This window comes from Sphingobium sp. FW305-3-2-15-F-TSA7 (assembly GCF_058787155.1).
In genome coordinates, this window is record NZ_JBYSZM010000009.1 from 164,279 (window position 1) to 190,028 (window position 25,750).

The following is a 25,750-nucleotide window of genomic DNA, read 5'->3' on the forward strand; positions in this document are numbered from 1 at the left end:
AGCGACTCAAAAACCACAGTAAAACAAAGGGCTAGATCTGGCTGCGTGATTCCGAAATCACGCGGATTGGTCCAGATCGCGCATCGCTGTCATTTTGGCCTGTTCAGCCGGCGCTCAATGCCTTTCCACAGCGTGGCGAAGGCCTGGGCCGCGGGTGAAGAGGGTACGAAGCTGCCGATCGCGGCGCGATGGATCGCCATCTGCTCGACTGCGCTCGCCATCGGGATCACCGGCCATTCGGCGTGTTTCTCCATTGCGGCGCGATGCAGCGCCCGCCGGCGATCGACCATCGAGAAGACGGGCAGGATCGGCGCATGGCGACCGCTCTGGCGATCGAGGAACGACACGATCTCGTCGAGCGCGCGTTCGGACAGCGGTGACGGGATGACGGGGGACAGGATGATATCGGCCGCGCGCATCACCTGCTCGCTGGTCTCGGTCAGTCCCGGCGGGCAATCGAGGATGATGCGATCATAGCGTTTCGCAAGCGATTCGAGCAGCTTTGCCAGCCGCTTCTTCTTGTCGAGGGTGAAGAATAGTCGGTCGAGCCCGCGCAGCGACGTGTCGGCGGCGAGCAGGTCGAGCCGCTCGACGGTGGAGGCGCGGATCAGCTTTTCGGGCTCGACATCCTTGGCGAACACGGCCTGGGCCTGATCCTTCGCCGCTTTGCCGTCACCGATCAGATAGCTCGCGCCGCCTTGCGGATCGAGGTCCCAGAGCAATGTGCGTCGGGCCGATTGGATCGCCGACGACCAGGCGAGGTTGACCGCGAGCGTGGTTTTACCGACGCCGCCCTTCAGGCTGTAGACCGCGATCGTCGCCATTTTCTGCCCTGTCCCCATTCGTTCTCCATCTTTCTAGACGGGAGAAATGTGACAGGTTCGTTGCGCTTGGCAATGCCGCACGCAATTGATGTTCAGAGGATCTCGTTCACCGTCTCGATCGGGCGGCAGACGCGGACGCCTTTCTCGGTCTCGACGATCGGCCGTTCGATCAGGATCGGATCGGACACCATCGCGTCGAGCACAGCCTTTTCGCTGACATGATCCAGGTCGAGATCGCGCGCCAGCGGCTCCTTGCGGCGCAGCCCCTGATGTGCGGTGAGGCCCGCGCGCGCATAGAGCGCGGCGAGCGTCTCGCGGCTCGGCGGGGTCTTGAGATAGTCCACCACCTCGACATCGACGCCGGGGGTGTTCTGAAGGATTTCGAGCGTCTTGCGCGAGGTACTGCAACGCGGATTGTGCCAGATGGTCGCTTTCATCAGCTTCTCACTCGTCATGCCGGCGCAGGCTGGCCGTTCCCAGAAGATAGGCGATTATGCCCTTCGGACAAGGCGCCACACGGTCACCCTGAACGTGTTTCAGGGGCTATTTTCGGGTAGCGTAGTCGACAAGGCATATGGCGCGTCCAGCCGGCGGGCCTTGGCCCCGTCGGAACGGCGATCAGGGGGCGGTTGGGGTACCATCTTGCTTGGCCAGCCATTCCTCAAGCCATTTGATCGTATAGTCGCCCGACTGGAATTCGGGGTCCTCGATCAGCGCCTGGTGCAGGGGAATCGTCGTCTTCATTCCCTCGACGACGAATTCCTCGAGTGCGCGGCGGAGGCGGCGGATCGCGCCGGCGCGTGTCGTGCCGTAAACGATCAGCTTGGCGATCATGCTGTCGTAATAGGGCGGGACGCGGTAGCCGGCGTAGAGCCCGCTATCGACGCGCACATTCATGCCGCCGGGCGCGTGATAGCTTTTGACCAGGCCGGGCGAGGGCGCGAAGGTCCTGGGATCCTCCGCATTGATGCGGCATTCGATGGCGTGGCCGCGGAAGATCACGTCTTCCTGGCGCAAGGTCAGCGGATGGCCTTCGGCGATGCGGATCTGCTCGCGGACGAGGTCGAGGCCGGTGATCGCCTCGGTCACCGGATGCTCGACCTGCAGCCGGGTGTTCATCTCGATGAAGTAGAACTCGCCATCCTCGTAGAGGAATTCGATCGTGCCGGCGCCGCGATAGCCCATATCGGCCATCGCCTTTGCAACGAGCCCGCCCATATGCTCGCGGACTTCGGGGCTGATGACGGGCGAGGGCGCTTCTTCGAGCACCTTCTGGTGGCGGCGCTGCAACGAACAGTCGCGCTCGCCGAGATGGATCGCATTGCCGTTGCCGTCGCCGAAGATCTGGAATTCGATGTGGCGCGGATTGCCGAGATATTTCTCCATATAGACGGTCGCGTCGCCGAACGCGGCCTTGGCCTCGTTTCCGGCCTGCGCCATCAGGGTCTCGAGCTGCGATTCGTCGGGCACGACCTTCATGCCGCGCCCGCCGCCGCCCGAAGCGGCCTTGATCAGCACGGGATAGCCGATCTCGGCTGCGATCGCCTTGGCGTCGGCCAGATTGTCGATCGGCCCGGGCGAACCGGGCACGAGCGGCAGACCGAGCGCGCCTGCGGTGCGCTTGGCTTCCACCTTGTCGCCCATCACCCGGATATGCTCGGGCTTCGGTCCGACGAAGATCAGATTGTGGAGTTCGACGATCTCGGCGAAGCGCGCATTCTCCGACAGGAATCCATAGCCGGGATGGATCGCGTCGGCATGCGTGATCTCCGCCGCCGAAATGATGTTCGGGATGTTCAGATAGCTTTCGCCGGCCGGCGGCGGGCCGATACAGACCGCTTCGTCGGCCAGGCGGACATGCATCGCATCGGCATCCGCCGTCGAATGCACCGCAACCGTCTTGATCCCCATTTCATGCGCCGCGCGATGGATGCGCAGCGCGATCTCGCCGCGATTGGCGATCAGGAGCTTCTGGATTGCCATGGGTTGAATCTACTCGACGACGATCAGCGGCTGGTCGAATTCGACCGGCTGGCCACTGCCGACGAGAATCGCCTTCACCGTGCCCGATGCGGGCGCGGTGATCGGGTTCATCACTTTCATCGCCTCGACGATGAGCAGCGTGTCGCCGGCCTTCACCGCACTGCCGACCGAGACGAAATTGGCGGCACTGGGTTCAGGGGCGAGATAGGCGGTTCCCACCATCGGCGATCTGATCGCATTGGCATTGTCGGCGACCGCGGGTGCCGCCTCCGCCGCTGCAACCGGCGCGGCGGCGGTCGCGCCGACGGCAACCGCGGGCGCGGCACTGACGGTCACGTTGCGCGCAACGCGGATTCGGCGATCGCCGTCCTGGACTTCAATCTCGGTGAGCTTCGTTTCATCGAGCAACTCGGCGAGCTGGCGGACCAGCCCCGCGTCGACCTGCATCGAGCCCCCGTTGGTGGTATCGGTCATGCGACCCTCTTTTTATCCAACATAAGCGGCGCTCCTTGTCAGAAGCGTGCGATGGCGTCCAGCGCCAGGGCGTAGGAAAGCGCACCAAAGCCCGCAATCGTTCCCCGCGCGGCCGACGCGATGAAGCTTTTGTGGCGGAATTCCTCACGTTTGTGCGGATTCGACAAATGCACTTCGATCACCGGTATCGAGATCGCCTTGATCGCGTCGTGAAGCGCGACCGATGTGTGAGTGAATGCGGCGGCGTTCAGGATCACGCCTTTCGCACCATTGGCGCTCGCTTCATGCAGCCAGTCGACCAGATGGCCTTCATGATTGGACTGGCGCAGCTCGATCTCCAGCCCAAGGCCCCGTGCCTGGTCCTCAAGCATCGCCGCGATATCGTCGAGCGTGTCGGATCCGTAGATTTCGGGCTCGCGCAGGCCGAGCAGATTGAGATTGGGGCCGTTCAGGACGAAGACGGTGGAGGTGTCAGCCATGGGCGCCTTTCGGGTCAGAAGTCGTAGACGACACTGGCGCGCGTGACGGTATCGGTGCCGACCGATCCGGGCAGCGGCTGACTCTCATAGCGCAACGAATAGGAAAAGCGCGCGGAAAGCTTCGACATCAGCTTTGCATCGAGCGCGGTGGTGGATTGGATGCTGGTCGTGCCGCTCTCGCTGTAGATCGACGCGTCCTGCTTCGCGCGCAGACCTTCGCGCAGGCGCCAGTCGATGCCGAGCGCACCGCGTCCGGACAGATTGATCTCTTCGGTGCCGTCGGTGAAACCGGTGCGGCGGAATGCCGGGCCGCCCTCGACGCGCAGGCTGAAGGCATCGCTCTTGGCGAGCTGGATGCCGACGCCAGAACCCAGCGACCAGCGTTCGTCGAAGCCGGCGAGTCGATCGCTCTCGAATTGTGCCAGGCCGAAGGCATAGGCGCGGTTGCTCAGCTTCAGGTCGCCCTTGTAGCCGAGCTGATAGAATTCGCGGGTGACCTTGTGGTTCGCTTCCTGATAGTCGGCACGTCCGGTCAGGCTGTGCTTCCAGCGCCCGAAATCGCGCGACAATTTGATGCCGGCGGTGATGCCGAACGAATCGGAATTGCCCGTCGTCAGAAAACCGCCCAGCTCGCCTTCTCCGTCCCAGATCGCATCGGGTGGGGCGGATGCCATTGTCAGGGACGGGAGTTGCGGCGCGGCCAGGCTGAGTGTTGTGCTCTCCGCCGCGGGCCTGAGCAGCCGTGCGTCGGACCAGGCGATCAGCTCGATCTCGGCGATGTCCTGCGGGTTGGTCTGCCGTGCCAGACGGATGACGGTGGCGAGTGCCTCGGCATTGCCGTCGGTGCGCGCTGCTTCGATCATGGCGCGGACGCCGTCGGGCAATCCGGCCCTGGCGGGCGCCGCCATGACCAGTCCGCACAGAATCGCGGCGTATATATATGGCTTGTGCTTGTCAGGCATTGCTGCGCCTTCCTATATGCGCGGCCTTCCCGACGCGCAAATCCAGGCGGCATTTTTCATGAGCACAGACGGTAATATTTCGATCCGCGTCAATGGCGAGCCTCGCCGCGTTGCCGCCGGACTGACGCTTTCCGGCCTGGCGGCGGAACTGGGGTTGAATCCGGCAAAGGTCGCGGTCGAGCGAAATCTGGAGGTCGTGCCGCGCTCGACACTGGATTCGGTGCCGGTCGAGGATGGCGACACGCTCGAGATCGTCCATTTCGTCGGCGGCGGCGATCACGCCGCGCCCGACGGCGACACATGGACCGTTGCCGGCAAGACGTTCCGCTCGCGGTTGATCGTCGGCACGGGCAAATACAAGGATCTCGAACAGAATGCCGCGGCAGTTGCGGCTTCGGGTGCGGAGATCGTCACGGTCGCGGTCCGCCGCGTCAACATCTCCGATCCCAACGCACCGATGCTGACCGATTTCATCGATCCCAAGAAGATCACCTATCTGCCCAACACCGCCGGCTGCTTCACCGGCGAGGAGGCGATCCGCACGCTCCGGCTGGCGCGCGAGGCCGGGGGCTGGGATCTGGTGAAGCTCGAGGTTCTGGGCGAAGCGCGGACGCTGTATCCCGACATGGTGGAGACGCTGCGCGCGACCGAGGTGCTGGCGAACGAAGGCTTCAAGCCGATGGTCTATTGCGTCGACGATCCGATCGCTGCGAAACGGCTGGAGGATGCCGGCGCGGTCGCGGTCATGCCGCTTGGTGCGCCGATCGGATCGGGCCTCGGCATCCAGAACCGCGTGACGATCCGGCTGATCGTCGAGGGCGCCAAAGTGCCCGTCCTGGTCGATGCCGGCGTCGGCAGCGCGTCCGATGCGGCGATCGCGATGGAACTGGGCTGCGACGGCGTGCTGATGAATACCGCCATCGCCGAGGCGAAGGACCCGTTGATGATGGCCGCCGCGATGAAGGCGGCGGTCGAGGCCGGGCGACTGTCCTACCGTGCCGGGCGGATGGGGCGGCGCATGTATGCCGATCCGTCCAGCCCCCTGGCCGGACTGATCTGACGCGGTAGACGCGTAAGCCGGACCATCTCTGGCCACCCAGGATTGGTCATCCAGCGGGTGCCCGCGATCGCCCCAAGCTCGTCGCGGGCCCAGCTTTCCGTGGACTTTTGCTGTGGCGGAAGGATTTTCTGCCTTTGCGTCTCTATGAATGACGTCAATGGTCATCGGGTCATTGGGAGGCAGCGGCATCGGAACGACGCAGGAAAATCTGGAGCAGCGGCGGCGCATCGCGTCATGGGTGGCGGCGGAGGTCATCCCCCATGAGGCTGCGGTTCGCGCGTGGCTGCGCCGGGCGCGCGTTTCGCCACAGGACGTCGATGAAGTGATTCAGGACGCATATTGTCGCCTCTCGATGCTTGATTCCATCGACCATATCGACCGGCCCGACGCCTATTTCTTTTCCATCGCACGCAACTTGCTGCTCCGCCGCCTAAAGCGGGAGCGAGTGGTCCCCATCGATGCCATCGCCGAGATCGATGCCTTCAACGATGATCTTCATCCCTCTCCAGAGCAGCAAGCGGCCGCACGGCTGGACTATGCGAAGATGCTCGACTTCATGAGCACGCTTCCGGAGCGCTGTCGGACCATCGTCACGTTGCGCAAGATCCAGGGCTGGTCGCAAAAAGAGATTGCTGCCCATTTGGGCACGACCGAAAAAGCGGTCGAAAAGCAGGTATGGGTGGGGATGAAGGCCATCCAGCGCGCCTGGAGCGATGCGGACCGGGCCGCCGACGATCGCATGCGCGCCTTTGAAACGAGCAGCAGGCAAGTTCAATGATCAGGCAGGATCCATCCCATTTGAGTGACGAGGCGACGACTTGGCTCGCGCGAATGGACGCAGGCGCCTGGAGCGACGCCGACGAGGAGGCGCTGCAGGCCTGGCTGGCTGGGGATCCGCGGCGTCGGGGTGCCCTGCTTCAGGCGGAGGCGGCATGGTTGACGCTTGATCCGCCTTCGGCGGCTGCGAGCGAGCCATCGATACCACGTCTCCGGTTCAGCCGGCGTAATGCACTGGCGATGGGTGGCGCATCGATCGCGGCTTCGCTGGCCGCTGGCTTGCTGTGGTTCAGATCGGCCAGCTATACGACCGAGGTGGGTGAGATACGCCGGGTACCGCTGGCCGATGGCTCGGTGGCCGCGATCAATACGGCCAGTCGGATTGAAGTTGTAATGGCCGAAGCGCGGCGAGAAGTTCGGCTCGATCGAGGAGAGGCCTGGTTCCAGGTGGCCAAGGATCCGAAACGGCCGTTCCTGGTTGAGGCAGGCAGGGTCAGGGTCCAGGCGGTCGGCACTGCTTTCTCGGTACGGCGGCGCGACGATGGCGCCGACATATTGGTCAGCGAGGGTGTGGTCGAAGCCTGGGCCGACGGAGCCGAGGGAAATCGTATAAGGCTCGTCGCCGGCCGGCGCGCATTCGTTGGCGAAAACGCAGCCATTCGTCAGGAACCGCTGGAGCCGTCTTCGGTGGATCGAACGCTCGCGTGGCGCGCGGGAAAGATCGATCTGGCGGGCAATTCGCTGACCGAGGCCATTGCCGAATTCAACCGACACAATCAGCGCAAAATCTATCTGGCCGATCCCACGCTCGGTCACGAGCAGTTCGACGGCTTGTTCCGCACCGACGACCCCGAGGGGTTTGCCGTCGCGATCAAGAACAGCCTGCAGGTCGAAATTGATCTGTCAGATTCCGACAGAATTCGCATTGGTCGGCCGCGCAGGTAACGCCTGCGAAGGCCTGACGGAAGGTTTTTCGCTGGCCACGTCTCTCCCCCACACAAGGACATCGCGCCGAAAAATAGGGGGGAAGAATAATGCGAGCATTGAATGGAAACACCTTGATGGCCTCTGCAGCGATCATCTGCGCAGTGACGGTGGCAGCACCTGCCGCAGCCCAGGCCAAGAATTACGAAGTTCCTGCTCAGTCTGCTCAGTCCGCGATCAGCGCTCTTGGTCGACAGGCTGACATTCAGATCATCGCCGCCCGTCGCATCACCGCCGGCAAGCGGACAAATGCCATTCGCGGCAACATGACCGTAGAGCAAGCATTGGACGCACTGCTGAGGGGCACCGGGCTGACGGCTCGAAGGACAGGCGCACAAACCTATACAATCGTCGCTTCGGCTGTGGGCGGCCCATCGGCATATGTCGCCGAAACCGTACCGACCCAGGCCGCTGCGCTGGAAAAGGACGCGGCTCGGGACATGAACGAGGACATCATCGTCACGGCCCAGAAACGTGTCGAAAAAATCCAGGACGTTCCGGCGGCGATCAGTGCAGTCAGCGGGCGCCGCCTTGAACAGTTGGGCGCAACGCAGTTGGTCGATTACGCGGCCTATGTCCCTGGCCTCATCGTCGATACCGGCGGGACGCCTGGGCAGACACAGATCACCATCCGCGGTCTCTCGCCAATAAATTCCACCGCCATGGTTGCGACCTACATCGATGACTCGCCGCTGGGATCGAGCGCGGGCTGGGTCGGCGCCAACCAATTCTCGCTCGATTTGATGCCCTATGACATCGAGCGAGTAGAAGTGCTGCGGGGACCGCAGGGCACTTTATACGGCGCCAACGCCATGGGCGGGTTGCTCAAATACGTTACGCGGACTCCCGATCTCAATGGGGTTTCCGCACGCATGGGCGCGGAGATCTCGACAATCGAGGGCGCTGCTGATCCGGGCTGGGGCCTGCGCGGCAGCGTCAATCTGCCGATCGTAGAGGGTGAACTCGCCGTAACAGCCAGCTTCTTTACCCAATTCACCCCGGGGTTCATCGACAACGGATTGACGGGGGAAAAGGACGAGAACGCAGTTGAACAAAAGGGCGCACGGATCGCCTTGCTCTGGAAAGCGACGGACGACCTGACCATCAGGCTTTCGGCCATGGGCCAGAACATCGACGCCGACGGCGTCGCCGTCGTCTCACTGCTCCCGGATTCCCACACGCCGATATATGGCGATCTGACGAGTTCGCATGCGCTTGATCAGCGCTTCAGTGCCCGAATGCGCTATTATACCGGAAGCCTCAACTGGTCGCTCGGTTGGGCCGATTTCGTCTCTGCGACGAGCTACGCCAGCACGACCACCCAGGATACATCCGACAGCAGCCTCTTCAACGGCGGCCTCTATCCGATCGTCAGCGCTGCGCTCCCGGAGTATAGCGGCGGGGTCATTGTCCCGGCCGGACTCATGGCGTCCTATTTCCGGTCGAAGGTCAACAAGCTGACACAGGAATTTCGCTTGTCGTCGCCCGACGGAGGGCGTTTGGACTGGTTGATCGGCGGCTATTATACCGATGAAGACGCCTTCATGCTCCAGCGCCTCGACGCTTACGACAGTAACAAGGTCTTGATTCCTGGCCCGTTCAATCCGTTCGGTCAGGCTGAGTTCCCAACCCGGTATCGTGAGACGGCTGTCTTCGCCAACGTGACCTACAAACTCACCGACGCCTTCGACATCAGCCTTGGCGGACGATATTCCAGCAACAAGCAGGATTTCAGGAAAGACGCCGGTGGGCCGGGGTACATCTTGTTCGGGCTTGCCGGACATGAAGTCTCCGGCTCGAAAGAGGATGTCTTCACCTACTCGATCGCGCCGCGCTGGCACGTCACCGAAGACACTATGGTCTATGCGCGGATCGCGAGCGGCTATCGGCCGGGCGGCCCAAACTTCGCGCAACCCGGCATACCGCCGCAAGTCGATTCCGATCGCATCGTGAACTACGAAATTGGGCTGAAGTCGGAGTTCCTGGATCGCCGCGTCATGCTCGACGTTGCCGTCTTTCGCGTGGACTGGGAAGATATCCAGGCCTACGGCTTCAAGAACGGCATCAGCTACCAGGTCAATGGCGGAAAGGCGCGCAGCCAAGGGGTTGAATTCAGCGCTGCCGTCCAGCCGGTGCGCAATCTCCAGCTCGGCTTCAACACCGCCTACACCGACGCTGAGTTGATCGATGCTATCCCATCCGTGGGCGGGATGCCCGGGGACCAGCTCGCCTATACGCCTCGCTGGAGCAGTGCTGCGACGGCTGACTGGCAGTTCGAACTCGGGGGCGGATGGACGGGACAAGTCGGTGGCGGGATCCGCAACATGGGCAAACGCCAGGTGGGCTTCCCCGCCGGAGGATCAAGCTTTGGCGAGCTTGCGGCCTATACGGCCCTCGACCTTCACGGGGGTATTTCGAACGACCGCTGGAGCCTGCGCTTTTTTGCCCGGAACCTGACGGACAAGCGCGCCTATCTGGTTCCAACCAACATGCCCGGCCAGCGAGACGCCAAAGTGCTGCAGCCCCGAACCGTTGGCCTCGCGCTCGAAGCAAAGTTCTAGGCGTTTAGTCCCGGCATTTGATGGTGCGGCGTTCCGCTCGCTGGTTCACGACCTGGTCCGGACTTACGCCGCCGCGGTCGCCATGCGGCGGCTGTCGGGCGCGCGGCCATGGATACGCGCGCGATTGCGGCCTGCGGCCTTGGCCTCGTACAATGCGGTGTCCGCTGCCTTGTAGAGTGCCGTCCAGTCCTCGGCCTTGACCAGGGTCGCATCCGCCACGCCGATCGAGGCGGTGATGCGCAGGCCCGCCGCGCAATCCAGCGTGCGCAGCGCGGTCAGGAAATCGGCGGCGAAATCGGACGGCCGGCCGGTGGCTGCCATCAGCACCGCGAATTCCTCGCCGCCCAGCCGGCCGACGCGTGCGCCGGCGGGCGCAAGCGCGGCGAGCAGCAGCGCGAAATCCTGGAGCACGGCGTCGCCGGTCAGATGGCCGTGATGGTCGTTGACGCGCTTGAAATGATCGATGTCGAGCAAGGCCAGGCGATAGGGTTTGCCGTTGCTCGCTTCGATCGCACCGTCGAGAAAGGCGCGCCGATTGAGCAGTCCGGTCAGGGGATCGGTGTCCGCCAGTCGCCTGAGGTCGCTGCGTTCGGCATTGGCGGCATCGCGCTCACGCTGGATATGGCGGATGCGATAGGCGATGCCCAATGTGCTGATGAGCGATTCGAAGCACATCGAATAGAAGGTGCTGTTGCCCAGCGAGACACTGGTCGGGATCAGATCGAAGCCGTTGAGCAGTCTCAGCAGCGCCGCGGCGATCGGTACGCTCCAGGCAGCGGCGAACACCCAGGCCACTGCGCTGCCGCGCCGCCAGGCAAGGGCGCAGAGCCAGGGGACGATCGGGATCGCGATGGCAAAGGCGATGTAATAGAGCCGGTCGAACAGCGCGACATGGCTGGCGGGGCCAAGCGCGAACATCGTGCCCGCGCCGACCAGCATCACTGCGACCATCCCCGTGATGCGCCGGGCGATCGGCGGCAGGGCCTCGTCCTCGAAGAAGCTGGTGGCGAACCACAGCACCGCGGCGCCCAGGCATGACAGCAGGAAGAAATTGATCCGGACCGCATCGGTCCCCGACAATGTGCGGTCGAGCAGGAAGACCCCGCCCGACCATGTGGCGCCGTAAAGCAGGATGGTCGCGACCGAAACGCAGTAGAGCAGCAGGAAGCGGAAGCGGAGCACCGTCCACAGCATGAGGTTGTAAGCGAGCATCGCCAGCGCGATTCCGGCGAACAGGCCCCAGAGAAGCAGGTCGACCTTGCCGGCGCGGATCGTCTGACTTTGCCGCGCCATCGAGAAGGAATCGGCCTGGTCGCGATTGATGCGGCCGCCGTCGACGCGGATGGCGATATCGGTGATCGGCGCGGCGCGGGCGGGAAGGGCAAGGCCGACCATCGCATTGATCGAGATGTGCCGGCCGACATCGCCGTCATCCACTGCGGCCGAGGCGATGCTGCCATCGGCATAATGCGCGACGATCGTCACGCGATCGGCGAAGAAATTCTGCCAGCGTACGAGCCAGGGGTCATCCGGCGTCGCGGCGAGCGACAGGCCGGAAATGACGCGCCAGCGCGGTGAATCGACGCGGATCCTGCCATAGGCGCCGCAATGCGGCCTGGAGGACGCTGAGAAGAGGGCCTGGGTGGGCGTATCGGCGGGGAGTACGCAGACCGGGCGGCTTGCGATGACGTCCCGGTCCGCCGCGCAGGCGACATGCGGGACGAGCAACATGCTCGCCAGCGCAATGATCGCGCGCAGCAGGATTCCGGACATCCCCATTCTTCATGGCCCCCACAGCCGCTCCTTGTGGTCGGTCGTAGCGCGAAAAACCTTCGTGTCGGTTAATCGGCAGCGACTCTGCCGATCAATGCGGCGTTTCGTCGCATCGCGGGGAACATGCTGGCGCCGGCGGAGATTGATGGGTTCGGACCATCCGCGGCGTCATTTCCGCCGCCAACCGAAGGAATTCGACATGGGTGAATTGGTAGACAAGATCAAAGGCAATGCCAACGAAGCCGCCGGCAAGGCGAAGCAGGCGATCGGCCGCAACAAGGGCGACGAGCGTCTGGTCGAGGAAGGCGCGCGCCAGGAAGGCAAGGGCAAGGGCCAGCAGTTCATCGGCAAGGTAAAGGGCGCGCTCGGCGACGATATCTAGGATCAGGAAAGCCCGAAGAGGGTCGCGGGAGGCCCCGTCCTGTCATGGGGCGGGGCCTTTCCCTTATTCGCCGCGCGCGTTGCGGCCTGCGGTCTGGACCTTCTCGATCGTGTTGCCGCCCGCGCCGATATGGTGGACGTCGGTTTTCAGGTGGAGCAGGCGAACGCCCTTGAGCGCACGGGCACGGTCGAGCGCGGGGGCGAAATCCTCGGTCTTCTCGACGGTTTCGGCCCATGCTCCGAATGCCCGGGCGAACGCGGCGAAGTCGGGATTGACCAATTGCGTGCCCGAGATGCGATCGGGATATTCGCGCTCCTGGTGCATGCGGATCGTGCCATAGGCGCCATTGTCGATCACCAGCACCAGCATGTCGCACCCATAGCGGACTGCCGTCGACAGTTCCTGGCCGTTCATCAGGAAATCGCCATCGCCTGCGAGCACGATCACCTGGCGGTCGCGGTGGCGCAGCGCCGCGGCGACGCCCGCGGGCAGGCCGTAGCCCATCGCGCCGGCGGTCGGCGCAAGTTGGCAGACCGGGCCGGCATAGCGCCAGTATCGATGCCACCAGCCCGAAAAATTGCCCGCGCCGTTGCAGATGATCGAATCGCCCGGCAGCGTTTCGCGCATCGTCTTCGCGCACAGGCCCAGGTCGACCGTCGCGCCATTGGGTTGGGGTTCCGACCATGCGAGCCATTCGGCATGCGCCTGTTTGCCGGCGTCGAAGTCGAGCAGATCGTCTTCCCATTGCGCGGCCAATTCGGCGAATTCGCGCATGTCCGCGCAGATCGGCAGGCAGGTCTTGTAGACGCTGTTGAGCTCGTTGGGGTCGGGATGGACATGGACCAGGGTCTGGCCGGGATGGTCGGGGGTGATCAGCGTATAGCCATCGGTCGTCGCCTCACCCAGGCGTGGACCGACGACGATCAGCAGATCGGCTTCCCTGATCCGCTGAAGCAATTTGGGATTGGGGCCGTAACCGAGATTGCCCGCCCAGACGCTGCTTTCGTTGGGAATCGCATCCTGCCGGCGAAAGGCGCAGGCGACGGGCAGGCCGATGCGTTCGGCCCATTGCCGGAAATAATGCGAGGCGCCCTCGTCCCAGCCCGCGCCGCCGACGATCGCGACGGGCGAACAGCTATCCTTCAGCAGATCGACCAGCGCCATCATCGCCTCGGGATCGGCGGGCTGGGCTGGTGCCACCACGCGCGGCCGGTCCACCGCCTCGACGATGTCGGTCAGCATATCCTCGGGCAATGCGATCACGACGGGGCCGGGGCGGCCCGACATCGCCACCGCATAAGCGCGCGCGACATATTCTGGGATGCGCCGCGCGTCGTCGATCCGCGTCGCCCATTTGGCGAGCGGCGAGAACATCGCGGTGAAATCGACTTCCTGAAACGCCTCGCGATCGCGGTCGCCGCGTGAGACGTCGCCGATGAACATGATCATCGGCGTCGAATCCTGCATCGCGACATGGACGCCGATCGAGGCGTTGGTGGCGCCGGGGCCACGCGTGACGAAGGCGATGCCCGGCCGCTTGCAGAGCGCACCATCGGCTTCGGCCATGAAGGTGACGCCGCCTTCCTGCCGGCAGACCACCGTCTCGATCTCCGGCGTATCGTGCAGCGCGTCGAGCACGGCCAGGAAACTTTCGCCTGGAACGGTGAAGATACGATCGCAGCCCTGGGCCACGAGCTGATCGACCAGGATGCGGCCGCCGGTTCTGAGAGTCGTCATGCCATGCATGTGTAGCCCGGTCGCGCCTTTGGTCCAGCCCCGATGAAATGAGTCTGGACCGGTGGCGCGGACGGGGTCCAGAGTGTCGCCGCAGAGAGGGAGGAATCATGCGGATCGTCGCGGACGGATTGCGTTTTCCCGAGGGGCCGGTGGCACTGCCCGACGGCAGTATCGTGCTGGTCGAAATAGCGGCAGGGCGGATCACGCGGATCATGCCGGATGGCGGCAAGCGCATTGTCGCGGAGCCGGGCGGTGGACCGAACGGACTGGCGATGGGGCCGGACGGCAAGCTTTATTGCTGCAACAATGGCGGCTTCGGCTGGATCGAGGCCGATGGTCTGCTGATGCCCCACGGCACGCCGCCCGACTATGAAGGCGGGCGGATCGAGCGGATCGATCTGGAGACGGGCGCGGTCGAGACGCTCTATCGCGACGGCGATTTCGGCTGCGCCTTGCGCGGGCCCAACGATATCGTCTTCGATGCGTCAGGCGGTTTCTGGTTCACCGATCACGGCAAGACCGGCGAACGTGCGCGCGATGTCACCGGCGTCTTCTATGCGCGCTCGGACGGCAGCCATCTGGAGGAGGTGATCTTCCCGCTGGAGAACCCCAACGGTATCGGCCTCTCACCCGATGGCGCGATGCTCTATGTCGCCGAAACCTATACCTGCAAACTCTGGGCGTTCGCGGTGACGGCGCCCGGCCGGATCGCGAAGGCGCCGGGGCTTTCGGGCGGCGGCGGGCATTTCCTCCATTCGCCCGCCGGCTACACCTATTTCGACAGCCTGGGCGTCGAGGCGGGCGGCAATATCTGTGTCGCGACGATCGGTATGAGCGGCATCACCATCGTCTCGCCATCGGGGGAACTGGTCGATTTCGTGCCGACCGACGATCCCTTCACCACCAATATCTGCTGGGGTGGCCCCGATCTGCGCACCGCCTATATCTGCCTGTCGGCGACCGGCCGGCTGGCCGCAATCGACTGGCCGCGCCCCGGTCTGAAGCTCAATTTCCAGGACTGACCATGCTCATCATCGGTAATCACGTATCCCCCTATGTGCGCAAGGTGCTGGTGGCGTTGGCGCTGAAGGGCGTCGATTACGAGATCGACCCGATCGTCCCCTTTTTCGGCAATGACCGTTTCGGTGAGATCAGCCCGCTGCGGCGCATCCCCGTGATGATCGATGGCGATCTCACGCTCTGCGATTCGACGGTGATCTGCGAATATCTCGACGATGCCTATCCGGGCCATCCGCTCAAACCCGCCGATCCGGCCGATCGCGCGCGGGCGCGCTGGATCGAGGAATTCGCGGACAGCCGGCTGGGCGACCTGATGATCTGGCGGCTCTTTTTCCAGAAGCGCGTCAAACCCTTCGTTTTCCGCGAGCCCACCGACGAGGCGCTGGTGGCGCGAACGATCGAGACCGACCTGCCGGCGGCGCTCGACTATCTTGAACCGCTGATGCCGGCGGCCGGCTGGCTGTTCGGGGATCGGCCGGGCGTCGCGGAAATCAGCTTGGCCGCTTTTTTCCGCAACGCCGAACTTGCGGGCTGGACGCACGACGCGGCGCGCTGGCCGCTGCTCGCCGCGCTCGTCGACAGGACGGCCGCCTTGCCGGCCTTTCAGGCGCTGCGCCCTGTCGAGGACGCGCTGCTTCGGACCCGCCCTTCGGAGCAGCGTACGACGCTGGCGGAACTGGGTGTGCGGATCGCAAAGGAAAGCCACGGTGGCGACCGGCCGAGGCCGGGGATCATGCCGATCTGAGAGTCTGTTTGGAAATGCGCCTGCGGCTCTGGAAATGTGCTCTTCCGCACATTTCCAGGCAGGCTCTGAGTCGGCCGTTTACGATTGCGTTTTCTGCAATCGTGGTTGCACAGCCGTCCAATTGACCGGTCCCCGGCGGCCCGCCTATGGCGGTCGTCAGGGAAAAATCTCTGGAGAGGCGCACATGAAGAAGCTCTATCCCGACGCCGTTGCGGCGCTCGACGGCCTGTTATTCGATGGCATGACCTTGTGCGCTGGCGGCTTTGGCCTTTGCGGTATCCCGGAACGGCTGATCGACGCGATCCAGACATCGGGCGTCAAGGATCTCACCATCGCCTCGAATAATGCGGGCATCGACAATGAGGGCCTCGGCAAGCTGCTGCGCAGCCGCCAGGTCAAGAAGATGATCGCGTCCTATGTCGGCGAGAACAAGGAATTCGAACGGCAATATCTGTCGGGCGAGCTCGAAGTGGAATTCTGCCCTCAGGGCACGCTCGCCGAACGCTGTCGCGCGGGCGGGGCGGGCATTCCCGGCTTCTACACCAAGACCGGCGTCGGCACGCTCGTCGCCGAGGGCAAGGAAGTGAAGACTTTCGACGGCGAGGATTATGTGCTCGAGCGCGGCATTCGCGCGGACCTGTCGATCATCAAGGGCTGGAAGGCCGATGAAGCGGGCAATCTGATCTTCCGCAAGACCGCACGCAACTTCAACCAGCCGATGGCGACCGCGGGCAAGATCTGCGTCGCCGAAGTCGAGGAAGTCGTGCCCGTTGGCAGCCTCGATCCCGACAGCATCCATTTGCCGGGCATCTATGTGAAGCGCCTGATCGTTGGCGCGCCCTACGACAAGAAGATCGAGTTCCGCACGGTTCGCGAGCGCGAAGCGGCGTGACCCGGGCGCCGGCAGCGGCGATGCTGTTGTCCGTGGCCGTGCTTGGCGGCTGCGCGACGGCTGGCGCGCCGCCCGCGGCGCCGGTTGTGGCAGCACCGTCGACGCCTGGTTCGGGATTCCAGTATCTCTACGGCTCGGGCGAGGCGGGCGCGCTGTCGATACAGGCGTTCCGGGCATTGCTCGACCATGTCGCCGTGCAAGTGAAGGCGCGGCCGAAGGACAGCGTGGTGCTGGCCGACGACACGACGCTCGATGCGCCGGCCTTCGTGCCGTGCGGCGACAAGCCGCTGGCTGCGGTGTTCGATGTCGATGAGACTTTGGTGCTCAATCTCGGCTTCGAGGAAAAGGACGCCCGGCGCGGTGGCGGTGCTTTCGACAGCGCTATGTGGGATCGTTGGGAGAAGACGGGCGCCGGATCGGTCGCGCCCGTTCCCGGTGCGGTCTTCACGGTCGATGCGCTGCGGGCGCAGGGCGTTGCCGTGATCTTCAACACCAATCGTGCCGCGGCCAACGCCGCGGGTACGGTGGCGGCGATCAAGGCGGCTGGACTGGGGAACGCCGTTCATGGCGAGACCCTGTTCCTGTCGGGCGACGATGCGACCGGATCGCGCAAGGATGCTCGTCGCCGGACGATCGCCGCGCGCTACTGCGTGATCGCGCTGGGCGGCGACCAGCTTGGCGACTTTTCGGACCTGTTCAACGCGATCAAGTCCGTGTCCGACCGCCGGCTGGCGGCGACGCGCGGACGCATGGCGCAAATGTGGGGTGCGGGCTGGTTCGCCTTGCCCAATCCCGTTTACGGAAGCGGCCTGAAGGGCGGCTTCGACGACATATTCCCTGCGGACAAGAGGTGGGTCGATCCCGCCGAAAAGGAGAAGTGAGAATGGCCTGGACCCGTGACGAAATGGCCGCGCGCGCCGCGAAGGAGCTGAAGGACGGCTATTATGTCAATCTCGGCATCGGCATCCCGACCCTGGTCGCGAACCACATCCCCGATGGCGTGGAAGTGACGCTGCAGTCGGAGAACGGCATGCTCGGCATCGGGCCGTTCCCCTTTGACGACGAAGTCGATCCCGACCTGATCAATGCCGGCAAGCAGACGATCAGCGAACTGCCATCGTCGGTCTATTTCTCGTCTTCGGACAGTTTTGCGATGATCCGCGGCGGCCATATCGACCTGACCGTGCTCGGTGCGATGGAGATCTCCCAGACCGGCGACATCGCCAACTGGATGATCCCGGGCAAGATGATCAAGGGCATGGGCGGCGCGATGGATCTGGTCGCGGGCGTCAAGAAGATCATCGTCGTGATGGAGCATAATTCCAAGGCGGGCGATCCCAAGTTCATCCCGGAATGCACGCTGCCGCTGACCGGCAAGAATGTCGTCGACATGATCGTCACCGATCTGGCGGTGTTCCAGCGCCCCGATCATGATAGCCCGTTCAAGCTGATCGAACTGGCGCCTGGCGTGACCGCCGAGGAAGTGGCCGCGAAGACCACCGCAAACTACGTGCAGTAAAAGAGCGCGCCGGGTTCCGCCTGGGCGGTGATACGGTTAGGAGAGCGCCATGCGTATTCTCCTGACCGGATCGTCGGGCTGGCTCGGCCGCTTCCTCGCGCCCCGGCTGCGTGCGGCGGGGCATCGGGTGACCGGCCTGGACGTCGCGCCCGGCGCGGATACCGACATTATCGGCTCGGTCGCGGACCGCGCGACCGTCGACCGTGCCTTTGCCGATCATGGCATCGAGGCGGTGATCCATGGCGGCGCGCTGCACAAGCCCGATATCGTCCGCTATCCCGCCCAGGCCTTTGTCGACGTCAATGTGACCGGCACGCTCAACCTGCTCGAGGCCGCGGTCGCGGCGGGCAATGATCGTTTCGTCTTCACCGCCACCACCTCGCTGATGATCTCGGCCTCGATCCGGGCGGGCAGGGGCGGCGGCGCGCGCGAAGCGGCGTGGCTGACCGAGGAGACGGCGCCGCTGCTGCCGCGCAACATCTATGGCGTCACCAAGCTGTCCGCCGAGCATCTCTGCCGCCTCCATCATCTGGAGCATGGGCTGAATATCGTCGTGCTGCGCACCGGCCGCTTCTTTCCCGAAGACGACGATATGGCGCATGAGATCGCGGAGAACGGCCCCAACACCAAGGCGAACGAATTCCTCAATCGCCGGCTGACCGTCGAGGATGCCGCCGAGGCGCATGTCGCGGCGCTAGACCGGGCACCGTCGCTGGGCTTCGAGAGTTTCATTGTGGCGGCGCCGACGCCTTTCCGTCACAGCGACTGCGCCGCGCTGATCGCCGACGCGCCCTCGGTCGTTGCGCGTTATTTCCCCGAGGCGGCCGGGCTTTACGCCGCGCGCGGCTGGATGCTGCCGGCGCATATCGATCGCGTCTACGCGGCGGAGAAGGCGGAACGGCTGCTGGGCTTCCGCTGCCGGACCGACTTCGCCGCGATCCTGGCCGCGCTGGCGGACGGAGCACCGCTACCCTTCGCTCACGATCCCGACTATCTGTCCCCGAAGGAGCCGGCATGCGCTACACGCTGATCACCGCGAACCGCAATTATTCGAGCTGGTCGCTCAGGCCCTGGCTGCTGATGCGCATGCTCGGCCTCGCGTTCGAGGATCGGATCGAACCCTTCACCAAGCCCGACAATTACGAGGAATTCCGGCTTTTCTCACCGACCGGGCAAGTGCCCGTGCTGATCGACGGTGACCGCACGATCTGGGATTCGTTCGGCATCGCGCTCTACCTGGCCGAGCGGCATGACGGCGTCTGGCCCGCCGACGAGGCCGCGCGCGCCTGGGCGATGTGCGCCACGGCGGAGATGCATGGCGGATTCGGCGCACTGCGCAACGACTGCACGATGAATGTCGGCGTCCGTGTGATTCCCAAGCCGATAAGTGCCGCACTCACGCGCAACGTCGCAAGGGTCGCGGAACTGTGGGCGGAGGGGCTGGAGCGTTTCGGCGGGCCTTGGCTTGCCGGCGACGCCTTCACCGCGGTCGATGCCTTTTTTGCGCCGGTCGCCTATCGCGTGCGGACCTATGGCCTTGACGTCGGGGCGGCGGGCCGTGCCTGGGTCGATCATATCATCGCTCTGCCCGCCATGCAGGATTGGGAAACGCAGGCGCTTGCCGAAGGCTGGCGTGAGGAAGGTCATGAGGCAGAACTGGCCGCCTGCGGCGCGATCGTTGCGGATCATCGGGCGCAGGCATGATCGTGCCCGGCCGCAAATCGCTGGGGGATGCCGCGCTCGGCGCGCTTGAAGCCGAATTGCTCAACGAGAAGGTCGAGGCGCTCGGCCGTGCCGGCCGTGCCGCCCAGGAGGCGTTGCGGGCGCTTGCCGAATTCGATGGAGAAGCAAGCGAGCGCGAGGCCGCCCTCGACCATGCCGCAAGCAAGGTATGGAATTTCATGGTCCAGCGCGAACTGTGCGGCTTCGCCAATCCCGCTGCGGTGATCGCGGATCTGGAGGTTCCCGGGGAAGTGGTCGCGCGGCTCGGCATTGCACCGCGACGGAGCACCCTATAGCATCGCCACGCAATCCGGGGGGAGAGCGACATGGCGACGATGGCCGGCAAGCCGCGCGGGGGAATGGCCGCGGAGCGACGTTTCTTCACGATCATGGCCGCGATCGTGCTGGTCTCGACCTTTATCGGCTTCATGCCGAGCTATTATCTTCGCGGCATCGCCACGCCCTATTTCCCCTTCCCGCCGATGACGCCGCTGGTGCACGTCCATGGCCTGGTCTTTTCGGCCTGGGTGATGCTGTTCATGGTCCAGACCTCGCTGGTCGCGGCGGGGCGCGTCGATATCCATCGGCGGCTCGGCATGCTCGGCATGGGCCTGGTCGCGTTGATGATCCCGCTGGGCATCTGGGTGGGGCTGGCGGGCGTCGGCCGACCGACGGCGCCGCCGGGGATCGATCCGCTGTCCTGGGCGGCGATGCCGCTGATGGACGTGCCGGTCTTTGGTGGATTGATCATCACCGCGCTCGTCAAGCGCGGCAATCCGCAGGTGCACAAAAGGCTGATGCTGATCGCCATGGTCAACATGCTGCAGCCCTCGATGGGGCGAATGCCGTTTCCGATACCCACGATCGGCGTGTTCCTGCCGATCCTGTTCCTGCTGCCGCTGTTCGTCTGGGACTGGAAAACGCGCGGTCGTATCCACCCGGCGACGCTCTGGGGCAGCCTGATCGTCGTGACGGTCATGATCGCCCGGCCGATGATCTGGACGACGCAGCCCTGGATGGATTTCGTCCGCTGGGCGTCCGCTTTCGCAACTTGACGCGCATAAAGCGCCGAACCGAGTCGAATGCGCGGTGAAACGCAGCATGGGCGGGTCGGATGGTCTTATGTTGCGCTTGGCAAGTCTGTGGATAAGCGCTTAGGATTCAAGCTTCTGATAGAGCCGCAAAGGGCCAGGGTGTCGCTTGAATGATAGGAAGGCCGCCGGGGGGCGCCGCGTGAGATACGGATTGCCGCTCGTGATCGCCGCTGTCGCGTGCGGCGCGGCATACAGCTTCGTCAATGCCGGGCCGACCAGCGCGGCGGACGGTGCGGATGCGGTTCCGGCGTCCTTTTCATACACATCGGCGCTCGCGCCCGCTGCCGCGGTCATCTCGGGGCCCCAGCGCATCGATTATCGCCGTCTCGACGAACGGCTGACTCGCCTGGCCGGCGACAAGGACATGGTCGGGCTGGCGGTGGCGATCGTCGAGAATGGCCAGATCCGCTTCGTGAAGGGCTATGGCGTTACCCAGGCCGGCACCGCCGATCCGGTGACTCCGACCACGGTGTTCCGCTGGGCTTCGCTGTCCAAGGGAGTCGCCGGCACGCTGGTGGCCGAACTGGCGCGCGAAGGGCGCTTGTCGCTCGATACGCCGATCTCCCAGTTCCGCACCACGCTGCGCCTGCCCGGCGGCAGCGAGGATCGGGTAACGGTGCGCGACGTGCTGTCGCAACGCACCGGTGTCGTCCGCAATGCCTATGACGAAAAGCTTGAAGAGGGGCAGGACCCCGCGCTGATCCGCGCGTCGCTTGCCAACCTGCCGGCTTTCTGTGCGCCCGGCCAATGCTACACCTATCAGAATGTCGCCTTCGACACCGCGAGCGAGGTCGTTCAGCGCGTCACCGGCCGGCCTTATGGCGATGTCGTGCGTGAGAAATTGTTCCTGCCGCTCGGCATGACCAATGCCAGTGTCGGGCGGGCCGGGCTCGAGGGCGCGGCAAGCTGGGCACGCCCGCACCGCAGCCGCGGACAGATGCTCCAGACCAAGGACGCCTATTACCGGATTCCGGCGGCGGGCGGGGTCAATTCATCGATCTTCGATCTTGCCAAATGGATGCGCGCGCAGATGGGCGGTGCCGCCGCCGTGCTGCCCGTGGCGCTGCTCGACGAGATTCACGCGCCTTTGGTCGCGACGCCGCCGCATGGGCCGCGCGGTGAGGCCGATCGTGCGCTCGACGCCCATGCCTATGGCCTGGGCTGGCGCGATTTCGCCTATGCCGGCCACCGCCAGGTCGGCCATCGTGGCGCGGTCGACGGATATCGCTCGCTGATCCTGTTCGATCCCGTCGAGCGCACCGGGATCGCGATGCTGTGGAATTCGCACAGCAGCAAGCCGGTCGGCCTGCAACTCGAAATGCTCGACATGCTCTATGGCCTGCCGCGGCACGAATGGATGAAGCTGGGCGACGAGCCGGCCCGAGCGGCCGTCACCGTCGCTTCGACGGCATCGGGGCGGACCGGCGGGGGCCGATGACCCGCCGATGATCCTGTGCATTGGCCATTTGCCCTCGCGGCGAACGGCGCTATGGCCTGGCGTATGACCCAAGCTCGCACTCTCTATGAAAAGATCTGGGATGCCCATGTCGTGGAGCGCCGCGATGATGGCACCTGCCTCATCTATATCGACCGGCATCTCGTCCATGAGGTGACGAGCCCGCAGGCGTTCGAGGGGCTTCGCGTCGCTGGTCGCCCGGTGCGCCGGCCCGATCTCACGCTTGCGGTGCCCGATCATAATCTGCCGACCACCGCGCGGCTCGATGCCGCGGGCAAGCGGCTGCCGATCGCCGACACGGAATCCGCGGGGCAGCTGGCTGCGCTGGAACGCAACACCGCCGAATTCGGCGTGCCCTATATCGACGCGGTCGCGGCGGAGCAGGGCATCGTCCATGTCGTCGGGCCGGAACAGGGCTTTACCCTGCCGGGCTGCACGCTCGTCTGCGGCGACAGCCATACTGCGGCGCACGGTGCGCTGGGCGCGCTGGCCTTCGGCATCGGCACCAGCGAGGTCGAGCATGTGCTCGCGACGCAGACATTGCTGCTGAAACGATCGAAATCGATGGAAATCCGTGTCGACGGCACGCTCGGTTTCGGTGTGAGCCCGAAGGACGTGATCCTGGCGATCGTCGGCCGGGTCGGGGCGGCGGGCGGAACGGGCTATGTCGTCGAATATACCGGCTCGGTGATCCGCGACATGTCGATCGAGGGGCGCCTGAGCATCTCCAACATGGCGATCGAGCATGGCGCACGTTCGGGCCTGATCGCGCCCGACGACAAGACCTTCGCCTATCTCAAGGGCCGGCCGATGGCTCCCAAGGGCGCGGACTGGGATGCTGCGATCGCCTGGTGGAAGACGCTGCCGACCGATGAAGGCGCGCGCTACGATCATGTCGTGATCCTGGACGCGGCGGAGATCGCACCGAACGTCACCTGGGGGACCAGCCCGGAGGACGTCGTGGCGGTGACCGGCATCGTTCCCGATCCAGAGAGCTTCGCGGATGCATCCAAGCGCGAGGCGGCGCAGAAGTCGCTCGACTATATGGGCCTGTCCGCGGGTCAGCGGATGCAGGACGTCACGGTGGAGAATATCTTCATCGGCAGCTGCACCAACAGCCGGATCGAGGATCTGCGTGCGGCCGCCGCCATCGTGCGCGGCCGGCATATCGCGTCGGGCATCAAGCAGGCGCTGGTCGTCCCGGGATCGGGGCTGGTCAAGCGCCAGGCCGAACGTGAAGGACTCGATCGCGTCTTCAAGGAAGCGGGTTTCGAATGGCGCGAGCCGGGCTGTTCGGCGTGCCTCGGCATGAATCCGGACAAGGTGCCGGCCGGCGAGCGTTGCGCCTCGACCTCAAACCGCAACTTCATGGGGCGGCAGGGGCCGGGCGCGCGGACGCATCTGGTTTCGCCCGCAATGGCGGCGGCAGCGGCGGTCACGGGTCGTCTGACCGATGTGCGCGAGTTGATGGGCTGACGCCGATATGGCATCTGAACGGGCGGAGGCGGCATGCCGAAGCCCGTCGAACAGGGGACGGATGATGAAGCGCGTTATGATCTTGTTGTTCGGCGGTGCGCTGCTCAGCGGCATCGCCGCTTATGCCGCCATGGCGAAGACCGAACCGCGCAAGCCGATCGAGAAGGCATCCGCCGTTCCCGGGACACCGAACTGAACATGACACCAGTCTCCACGATCGAAGGGCGCGCCTATCCGCTGGGCCTGAAGAATGTCGATACCGACATGATCATCGCCGCCGCCTGGCTGAAGACGATCAGCCGCGCCGGGCTGGGCGAGGGCGCTTTTGCCGCACTGCGCCGCGAGCCGGGCAATGTCTTCGACGATCCCGAATATGCCGGCGCGCCGATCCTGATCGCGGGCGACAATTTCGGCTGCGGCTCCAGTCGTGAGCACGCGGCATGGGCGATGCTCGATCGCGGCATCGTCGCGGTGATCGCGCCGAGCTTTTCCGACATCTTCTCCAGCAACGCCTTCAAGAACGGGATGCTGGCGGTGGTGCTGCCGCAGGATGCGATCGATCGCCTGATCGAAGTCGCGAAGACCGATCCGATCCATATCGATCTCGACAGCCAGACGGTGACGACGCCGTTCCAGGATCGCTTCGCGTTCGAGATCGACCCGTTCCGCAAACATTGCCTCAGCAACGGGCTCGACGAGATCGGCCTGACGCTGGCCATGGATGCCAATATATCAGCGTTCGAACATCGTGTTGCGGCGGAGCGGCCCTGGGTCGCCGGGGCGGTCGCGGCATGAAGGCCCTGCTCTCGACCGCGGTCGGCGGTCCCGAAACGCTGGTCGTCGACGAGGTCGCCGATCCGGTCGCTGGGCCCGGTCAGCTTCTGGTCTCGGTGCGTGCCTGCGCGGTCAACTATCCCGACGTCCTGATCATCGAGGACAAATATCAGTTCAAGCCGCCACGGCCCTTTTCGCCGGGTGGCGAGATCGCCGGCGTGGTCGAGGCGGTCGGTGACGGCGTCACCGGCTGGGCGCCGGGCGATCGCGTGATGGCGGTCTGCGGCTCGGGCGGCATGGCGGAGAAGGTCGCGATTGCCGCCGCCAGCGCCTATCGGTTGCCTGAGGGGCGCAATTTCGTCGACGCGTCCGCGCTGCTGCTGACCTATGCCACCACCATCCATGCGCTGAGCGATCGTGGCCGCCTGAAGGAAGGCGAGACCCTGCTCGTGCTGGGGGCCGCCGGCGGTGTCGGCCTGGCGGCGGTCGAACTGGGCAAGGCATTTGGCGCGCGCGTCGTCGCGGCGGTGTCGAGCGAGGAAAAGGCCGCGGCGGCGAAGCGTGCCGGCGCTGACGACACGTTGGTCTATGGCCGGGGCCCGTTCGACCGCGAGGCTTCCAAGGCGCTGGCCGACGCTTTCAAGGCGAAGGTGGGTCCCAATGGCGCGGACGTGATCTACGATGCGGTCGGCGGCGATTATTGCGAACCGGCATTGCGGTCGATCGCTTGGGAAGGCCGTTATCTGGTCGTCGGTTTCCCGGCGGGCATTCCGAAACTGCCGCTCAACCTGACTCTGCTCAAGAGCTGCGATGTGTGCGGCGTTTTCTGGGGCGCATTCGCCGCACGCGATCCGCGTGCGAATCAGGCGCATGTCGCGCGGTTGCTGCGGCTTTTGGACAGCGGCCAGATTTCGCCGCGCGTCACCGCCACCTACCCGCTGGAACAGGGCGGTGAGGCGATCGCGCGCATGGCCGCACGCGACGTGATCGGCAAGGTGGTCGTCACCATCGCCGATTGAGGCGTACGATCGGCGACGCCGGTTGCATTCCCCCGCG

27 protein-coding genes are annotated in these 25,750 nt (G+C 64.8%); 19 read left to right on the forward strand and 8 right to left on the reverse strand.

Annotation, left to right across the window (positions count from 1 at the left end; genetic code table 11):
* Positions 1-89: 89 nt before the first annotated feature.
* From AC3WN8_RS09365 to AC3WN8_RS09390, 6 genes are all read right to left on the reverse strand, one after another.
* Positions 90-842 (reverse strand): ParA family protein, encoded by a 753-nt coding sequence (locus AC3WN8_RS09365; protein ID WP_492669131.1) that lies wholly within the window; start codon positions 840-842, stop codon positions 90-92.
* A 74-nt stretch (positions 843-916) separates the two neighbouring features.
* Positions 917-1,261, reverse strand: coding sequence for an arsenate reductase (glutaredoxin) (gene arsC / locus AC3WN8_RS09370; RefSeq protein ID WP_492669132.1), 345 nt, complete (start codon positions 1,259-1,261; stop codon positions 917-919).
* A gap of 181 nt (positions 1,262-1,442) precedes the next feature.
* The gene (accC, locus tag AC3WN8_RS09375) at positions 1,443-2,807 is read right to left on the reverse strand and encodes an acetyl-CoA carboxylase biotin carboxylase subunit (RefSeq protein WP_492669133.1); all 1,365 of its coding nucleotides are present in this window, start codon (positions 2,805-2,807) and stop codon (positions 1,443-1,445) included.
* 9 nt (positions 2,808-2,816) lie between these two features.
* Positions 2,817-3,281: an acetyl-CoA carboxylase biotin carboxyl carrier protein gene (accB, locus tag AC3WN8_RS09380; RefSeq protein WP_492669134.1), complete on the reverse strand. Its 465-nt coding sequence runs from the start codon at positions 3,279-3,281 to the stop codon at positions 2,817-2,819.
* Between the two features lie 38 nt (positions 3,282-3,319).
* Positions 3,320-3,760, reverse strand: coding sequence for a type II 3-dehydroquinate dehydratase (gene aroQ / locus AC3WN8_RS09385; protein WP_492669135.1), 441 nt, complete (start codon positions 3,758-3,760; stop codon positions 3,320-3,322).
* 14 nt (positions 3,761-3,774) lie between these two features.
* Entirely contained in the window at positions 3,775-4,722 is a 948-nt protein-coding gene (locus AC3WN8_RS09390) for a DUF481 domain-containing protein (protein ID WP_492669136.1), read from the reverse strand.
* Between the two features lie 58 nt (positions 4,723-4,780).
* Here AC3WN8_RS09390 and thiS point away from each other — a divergent pair, with 58 nt between their 5' ends.
* From thiS to AC3WN8_RS09410, 4 genes are all read left to right on the forward strand, one after another.
* On the forward strand, positions 4,781-5,782 hold the full coding sequence (gene thiS / locus AC3WN8_RS09395; protein WP_492669137.1) for a sulfur carrier protein ThiS: 1,002 nt from the start codon (positions 4,781-4,783) through the stop codon (positions 5,780-5,782).
* Positions 5,783-5,939: 157 nt separating this feature from the next.
* Positions 5,940-6,560, forward strand: coding sequence for an RNA polymerase sigma factor (locus AC3WN8_RS09400; RefSeq protein ID WP_492669138.1), 621 nt, complete (start codon positions 5,940-5,942; stop codon positions 6,558-6,560).
* Positions 6,557-7,504 carry a FecR family protein gene (locus AC3WN8_RS09405; RefSeq protein WP_492669139.1) on the forward strand — a complete coding sequence of 316 codons (948 nt, stop codon included), beginning with the start codon at positions 6,557-6,559 and terminating at the stop codon, positions 7,502-7,504. Before AC3WN8_RS09400 ends, AC3WN8_RS09405 begins: the two co-directional genes overlap by 4 nt.
* Positions 7,505-7,620: 116 nt before the next feature.
* Complete coding sequence (locus AC3WN8_RS09410; protein ID WP_492669140.1) at positions 7,621-10,104, forward strand: TonB-dependent receptor; 2,484 nt, start codon at positions 7,621-7,623, stop codon at positions 10,102-10,104.
* A gap of 63 nt (positions 10,105-10,167) precedes the next feature.
* On the opposite strand, the gene AC3WN8_RS09415 is transcribed toward AC3WN8_RS09410, so the two are convergent.
* Positions 10,168-11,877 (reverse strand): GGDEF domain-containing protein, encoded by a 1,710-nt coding sequence (locus tag AC3WN8_RS09415; RefSeq protein WP_492669141.1) that lies wholly within the window; start codon positions 11,875-11,877, stop codon positions 10,168-10,170.
* A 199-nt stretch (positions 11,878-12,076) separates the two neighbouring features.
* Here AC3WN8_RS09415 and AC3WN8_RS09420 point away from each other — a divergent pair, with 199 nt between their 5' ends.
* Positions 12,077-12,259, forward strand: a complete 183-nt coding sequence (locus AC3WN8_RS09420; RefSeq protein WP_492669142.1) for a CsbD family protein — start codon at positions 12,077-12,079, stop codon at positions 12,257-12,259.
* Positions 12,260-12,322: 63 nt separating this feature from the next.
* On the opposite strand, the gene AC3WN8_RS09425 is transcribed toward AC3WN8_RS09420, so the two are convergent.
* Entirely contained in the window at positions 12,323-13,996 is a 1,674-nt protein-coding gene (locus AC3WN8_RS09425) for a thiamine pyrophosphate-binding protein (protein ID WP_492669143.1), read from the reverse strand.
* Between the two features lie 107 nt (positions 13,997-14,103).
* Here AC3WN8_RS09425 and AC3WN8_RS09430 point away from each other — a divergent pair, with 107 nt between their 5' ends.
* The 14 genes from AC3WN8_RS09430 (at position 14,104) to AC3WN8_RS09495 (ending at position 25,713) form a co-directional block, all read left to right on the forward strand.
* The gene (locus AC3WN8_RS09430; RefSeq protein ID WP_492669144.1) at positions 14,104-15,018 is read left to right on the forward strand and encodes an SMP-30/gluconolactonase/LRE family protein; all 915 of its coding nucleotides are present in this window, start codon (positions 14,104-14,106) and stop codon (positions 15,016-15,018) included.
* Positions 15,019-15,020: 2 nt separating this feature from the next.
* Positions 15,021-15,761, forward strand: a complete 741-nt coding sequence (locus tag AC3WN8_RS09435) for a glutathione S-transferase family protein (protein ID WP_492669145.1) — start codon at positions 15,021-15,023, stop codon at positions 15,759-15,761.
* Between the two features lie 184 nt (positions 15,762-15,945).
* On the forward strand, positions 15,946-16,653 hold the full coding sequence (locus AC3WN8_RS09440) for a CoA transferase subunit A (protein WP_492669146.1): 708 nt from the start codon (positions 15,946-15,948) through the stop codon (positions 16,651-16,653).
* Between the two features lie 20 nt (positions 16,654-16,673).
* Positions 16,674-17,534, forward strand: a complete 861-nt coding sequence (locus AC3WN8_RS09445) for an HAD family acid phosphatase (RefSeq protein ID WP_492669178.1) — start codon at positions 16,674-16,676, stop codon at positions 17,532-17,534.
* Positions 17,535-17,536: 2 nt separating this feature from the next.
* Entirely contained in the window at positions 17,537-18,172 is a 636-nt protein-coding gene (locus AC3WN8_RS09450) for a 3-oxoacid CoA-transferase subunit B (protein WP_492669147.1), read from the forward strand.
* Between the two features lie 49 nt (positions 18,173-18,221).
* Positions 18,222-19,202 carry an NAD-dependent epimerase/dehydratase family protein gene (locus AC3WN8_RS09455; RefSeq protein ID WP_492669148.1) on the forward strand — a complete coding sequence of 327 codons (981 nt, stop codon included), beginning with the start codon at positions 18,222-18,224 and terminating at the stop codon, positions 19,200-19,202.
* Positions 19,187-19,876 (forward strand): glutathione S-transferase family protein, encoded by a 690-nt coding sequence (locus AC3WN8_RS09460; RefSeq protein WP_492669149.1) that lies wholly within the window; start codon positions 19,187-19,189, stop codon positions 19,874-19,876. Before AC3WN8_RS09455 ends, AC3WN8_RS09460 begins: the two co-directional genes overlap by 16 nt.
* Positions 19,873-20,190, forward strand: a complete 318-nt coding sequence (locus AC3WN8_RS09465) for a DUF6665 family protein (protein ID WP_492669150.1) — start codon at positions 19,873-19,875, stop codon at positions 20,188-20,190. Before AC3WN8_RS09460 ends, AC3WN8_RS09465 begins: the two co-directional genes overlap by 4 nt.
* Positions 20,191-20,220: 30 nt before the next feature.
* Positions 20,221-20,949, forward strand: coding sequence for a hypothetical protein (locus tag AC3WN8_RS09470; protein WP_492669151.1), 729 nt, complete (start codon positions 20,221-20,223; stop codon positions 20,947-20,949).
* A 178-nt stretch (positions 20,950-21,127) separates the two neighbouring features.
* A complete protein-coding gene (locus tag AC3WN8_RS09475) occupies positions 21,128-22,426 on the forward strand; it encodes a serine hydrolase domain-containing protein (protein ID WP_492669152.1) in 1,299 nt (432 codons plus the stop codon).
* A 63-nt stretch (positions 22,427-22,489) separates the two neighbouring features.
* Positions 22,490-23,920 carry a 3-isopropylmalate dehydratase large subunit gene (gene leuC / locus AC3WN8_RS09480; RefSeq protein ID WP_492669153.1) on the forward strand — a complete coding sequence of 477 codons (1,431 nt, stop codon included), beginning with the start codon at positions 22,490-22,492 and terminating at the stop codon, positions 23,918-23,920.
* Between the two features lie 64 nt (positions 23,921-23,984).
* Positions 23,985-24,116 (forward strand): hypothetical protein, encoded by a 132-nt coding sequence (locus AC3WN8_RS09485; RefSeq protein ID WP_492669154.1) that lies wholly within the window; start codon positions 23,985-23,987, stop codon positions 24,114-24,116.
* Positions 24,117-24,118: 2 nt separating this feature from the next.
* On the forward strand, positions 24,119-24,715 hold the full coding sequence (gene leuD, locus AC3WN8_RS09490; protein WP_492669155.1) for a 3-isopropylmalate dehydratase small subunit: 597 nt from the start codon (positions 24,119-24,121) through the stop codon (positions 24,713-24,715).
* On the forward strand, positions 24,712-25,713 hold the full coding sequence (locus tag AC3WN8_RS09495) for an NADPH:quinone oxidoreductase family protein (protein ID WP_492669156.1): 1,002 nt from the start codon (positions 24,712-24,714) through the stop codon (positions 25,711-25,713). Before leuD ends, AC3WN8_RS09495 begins: the two co-directional genes overlap by 4 nt.
* Positions 25,714-25,750: the final 37 nt, after the last annotated feature.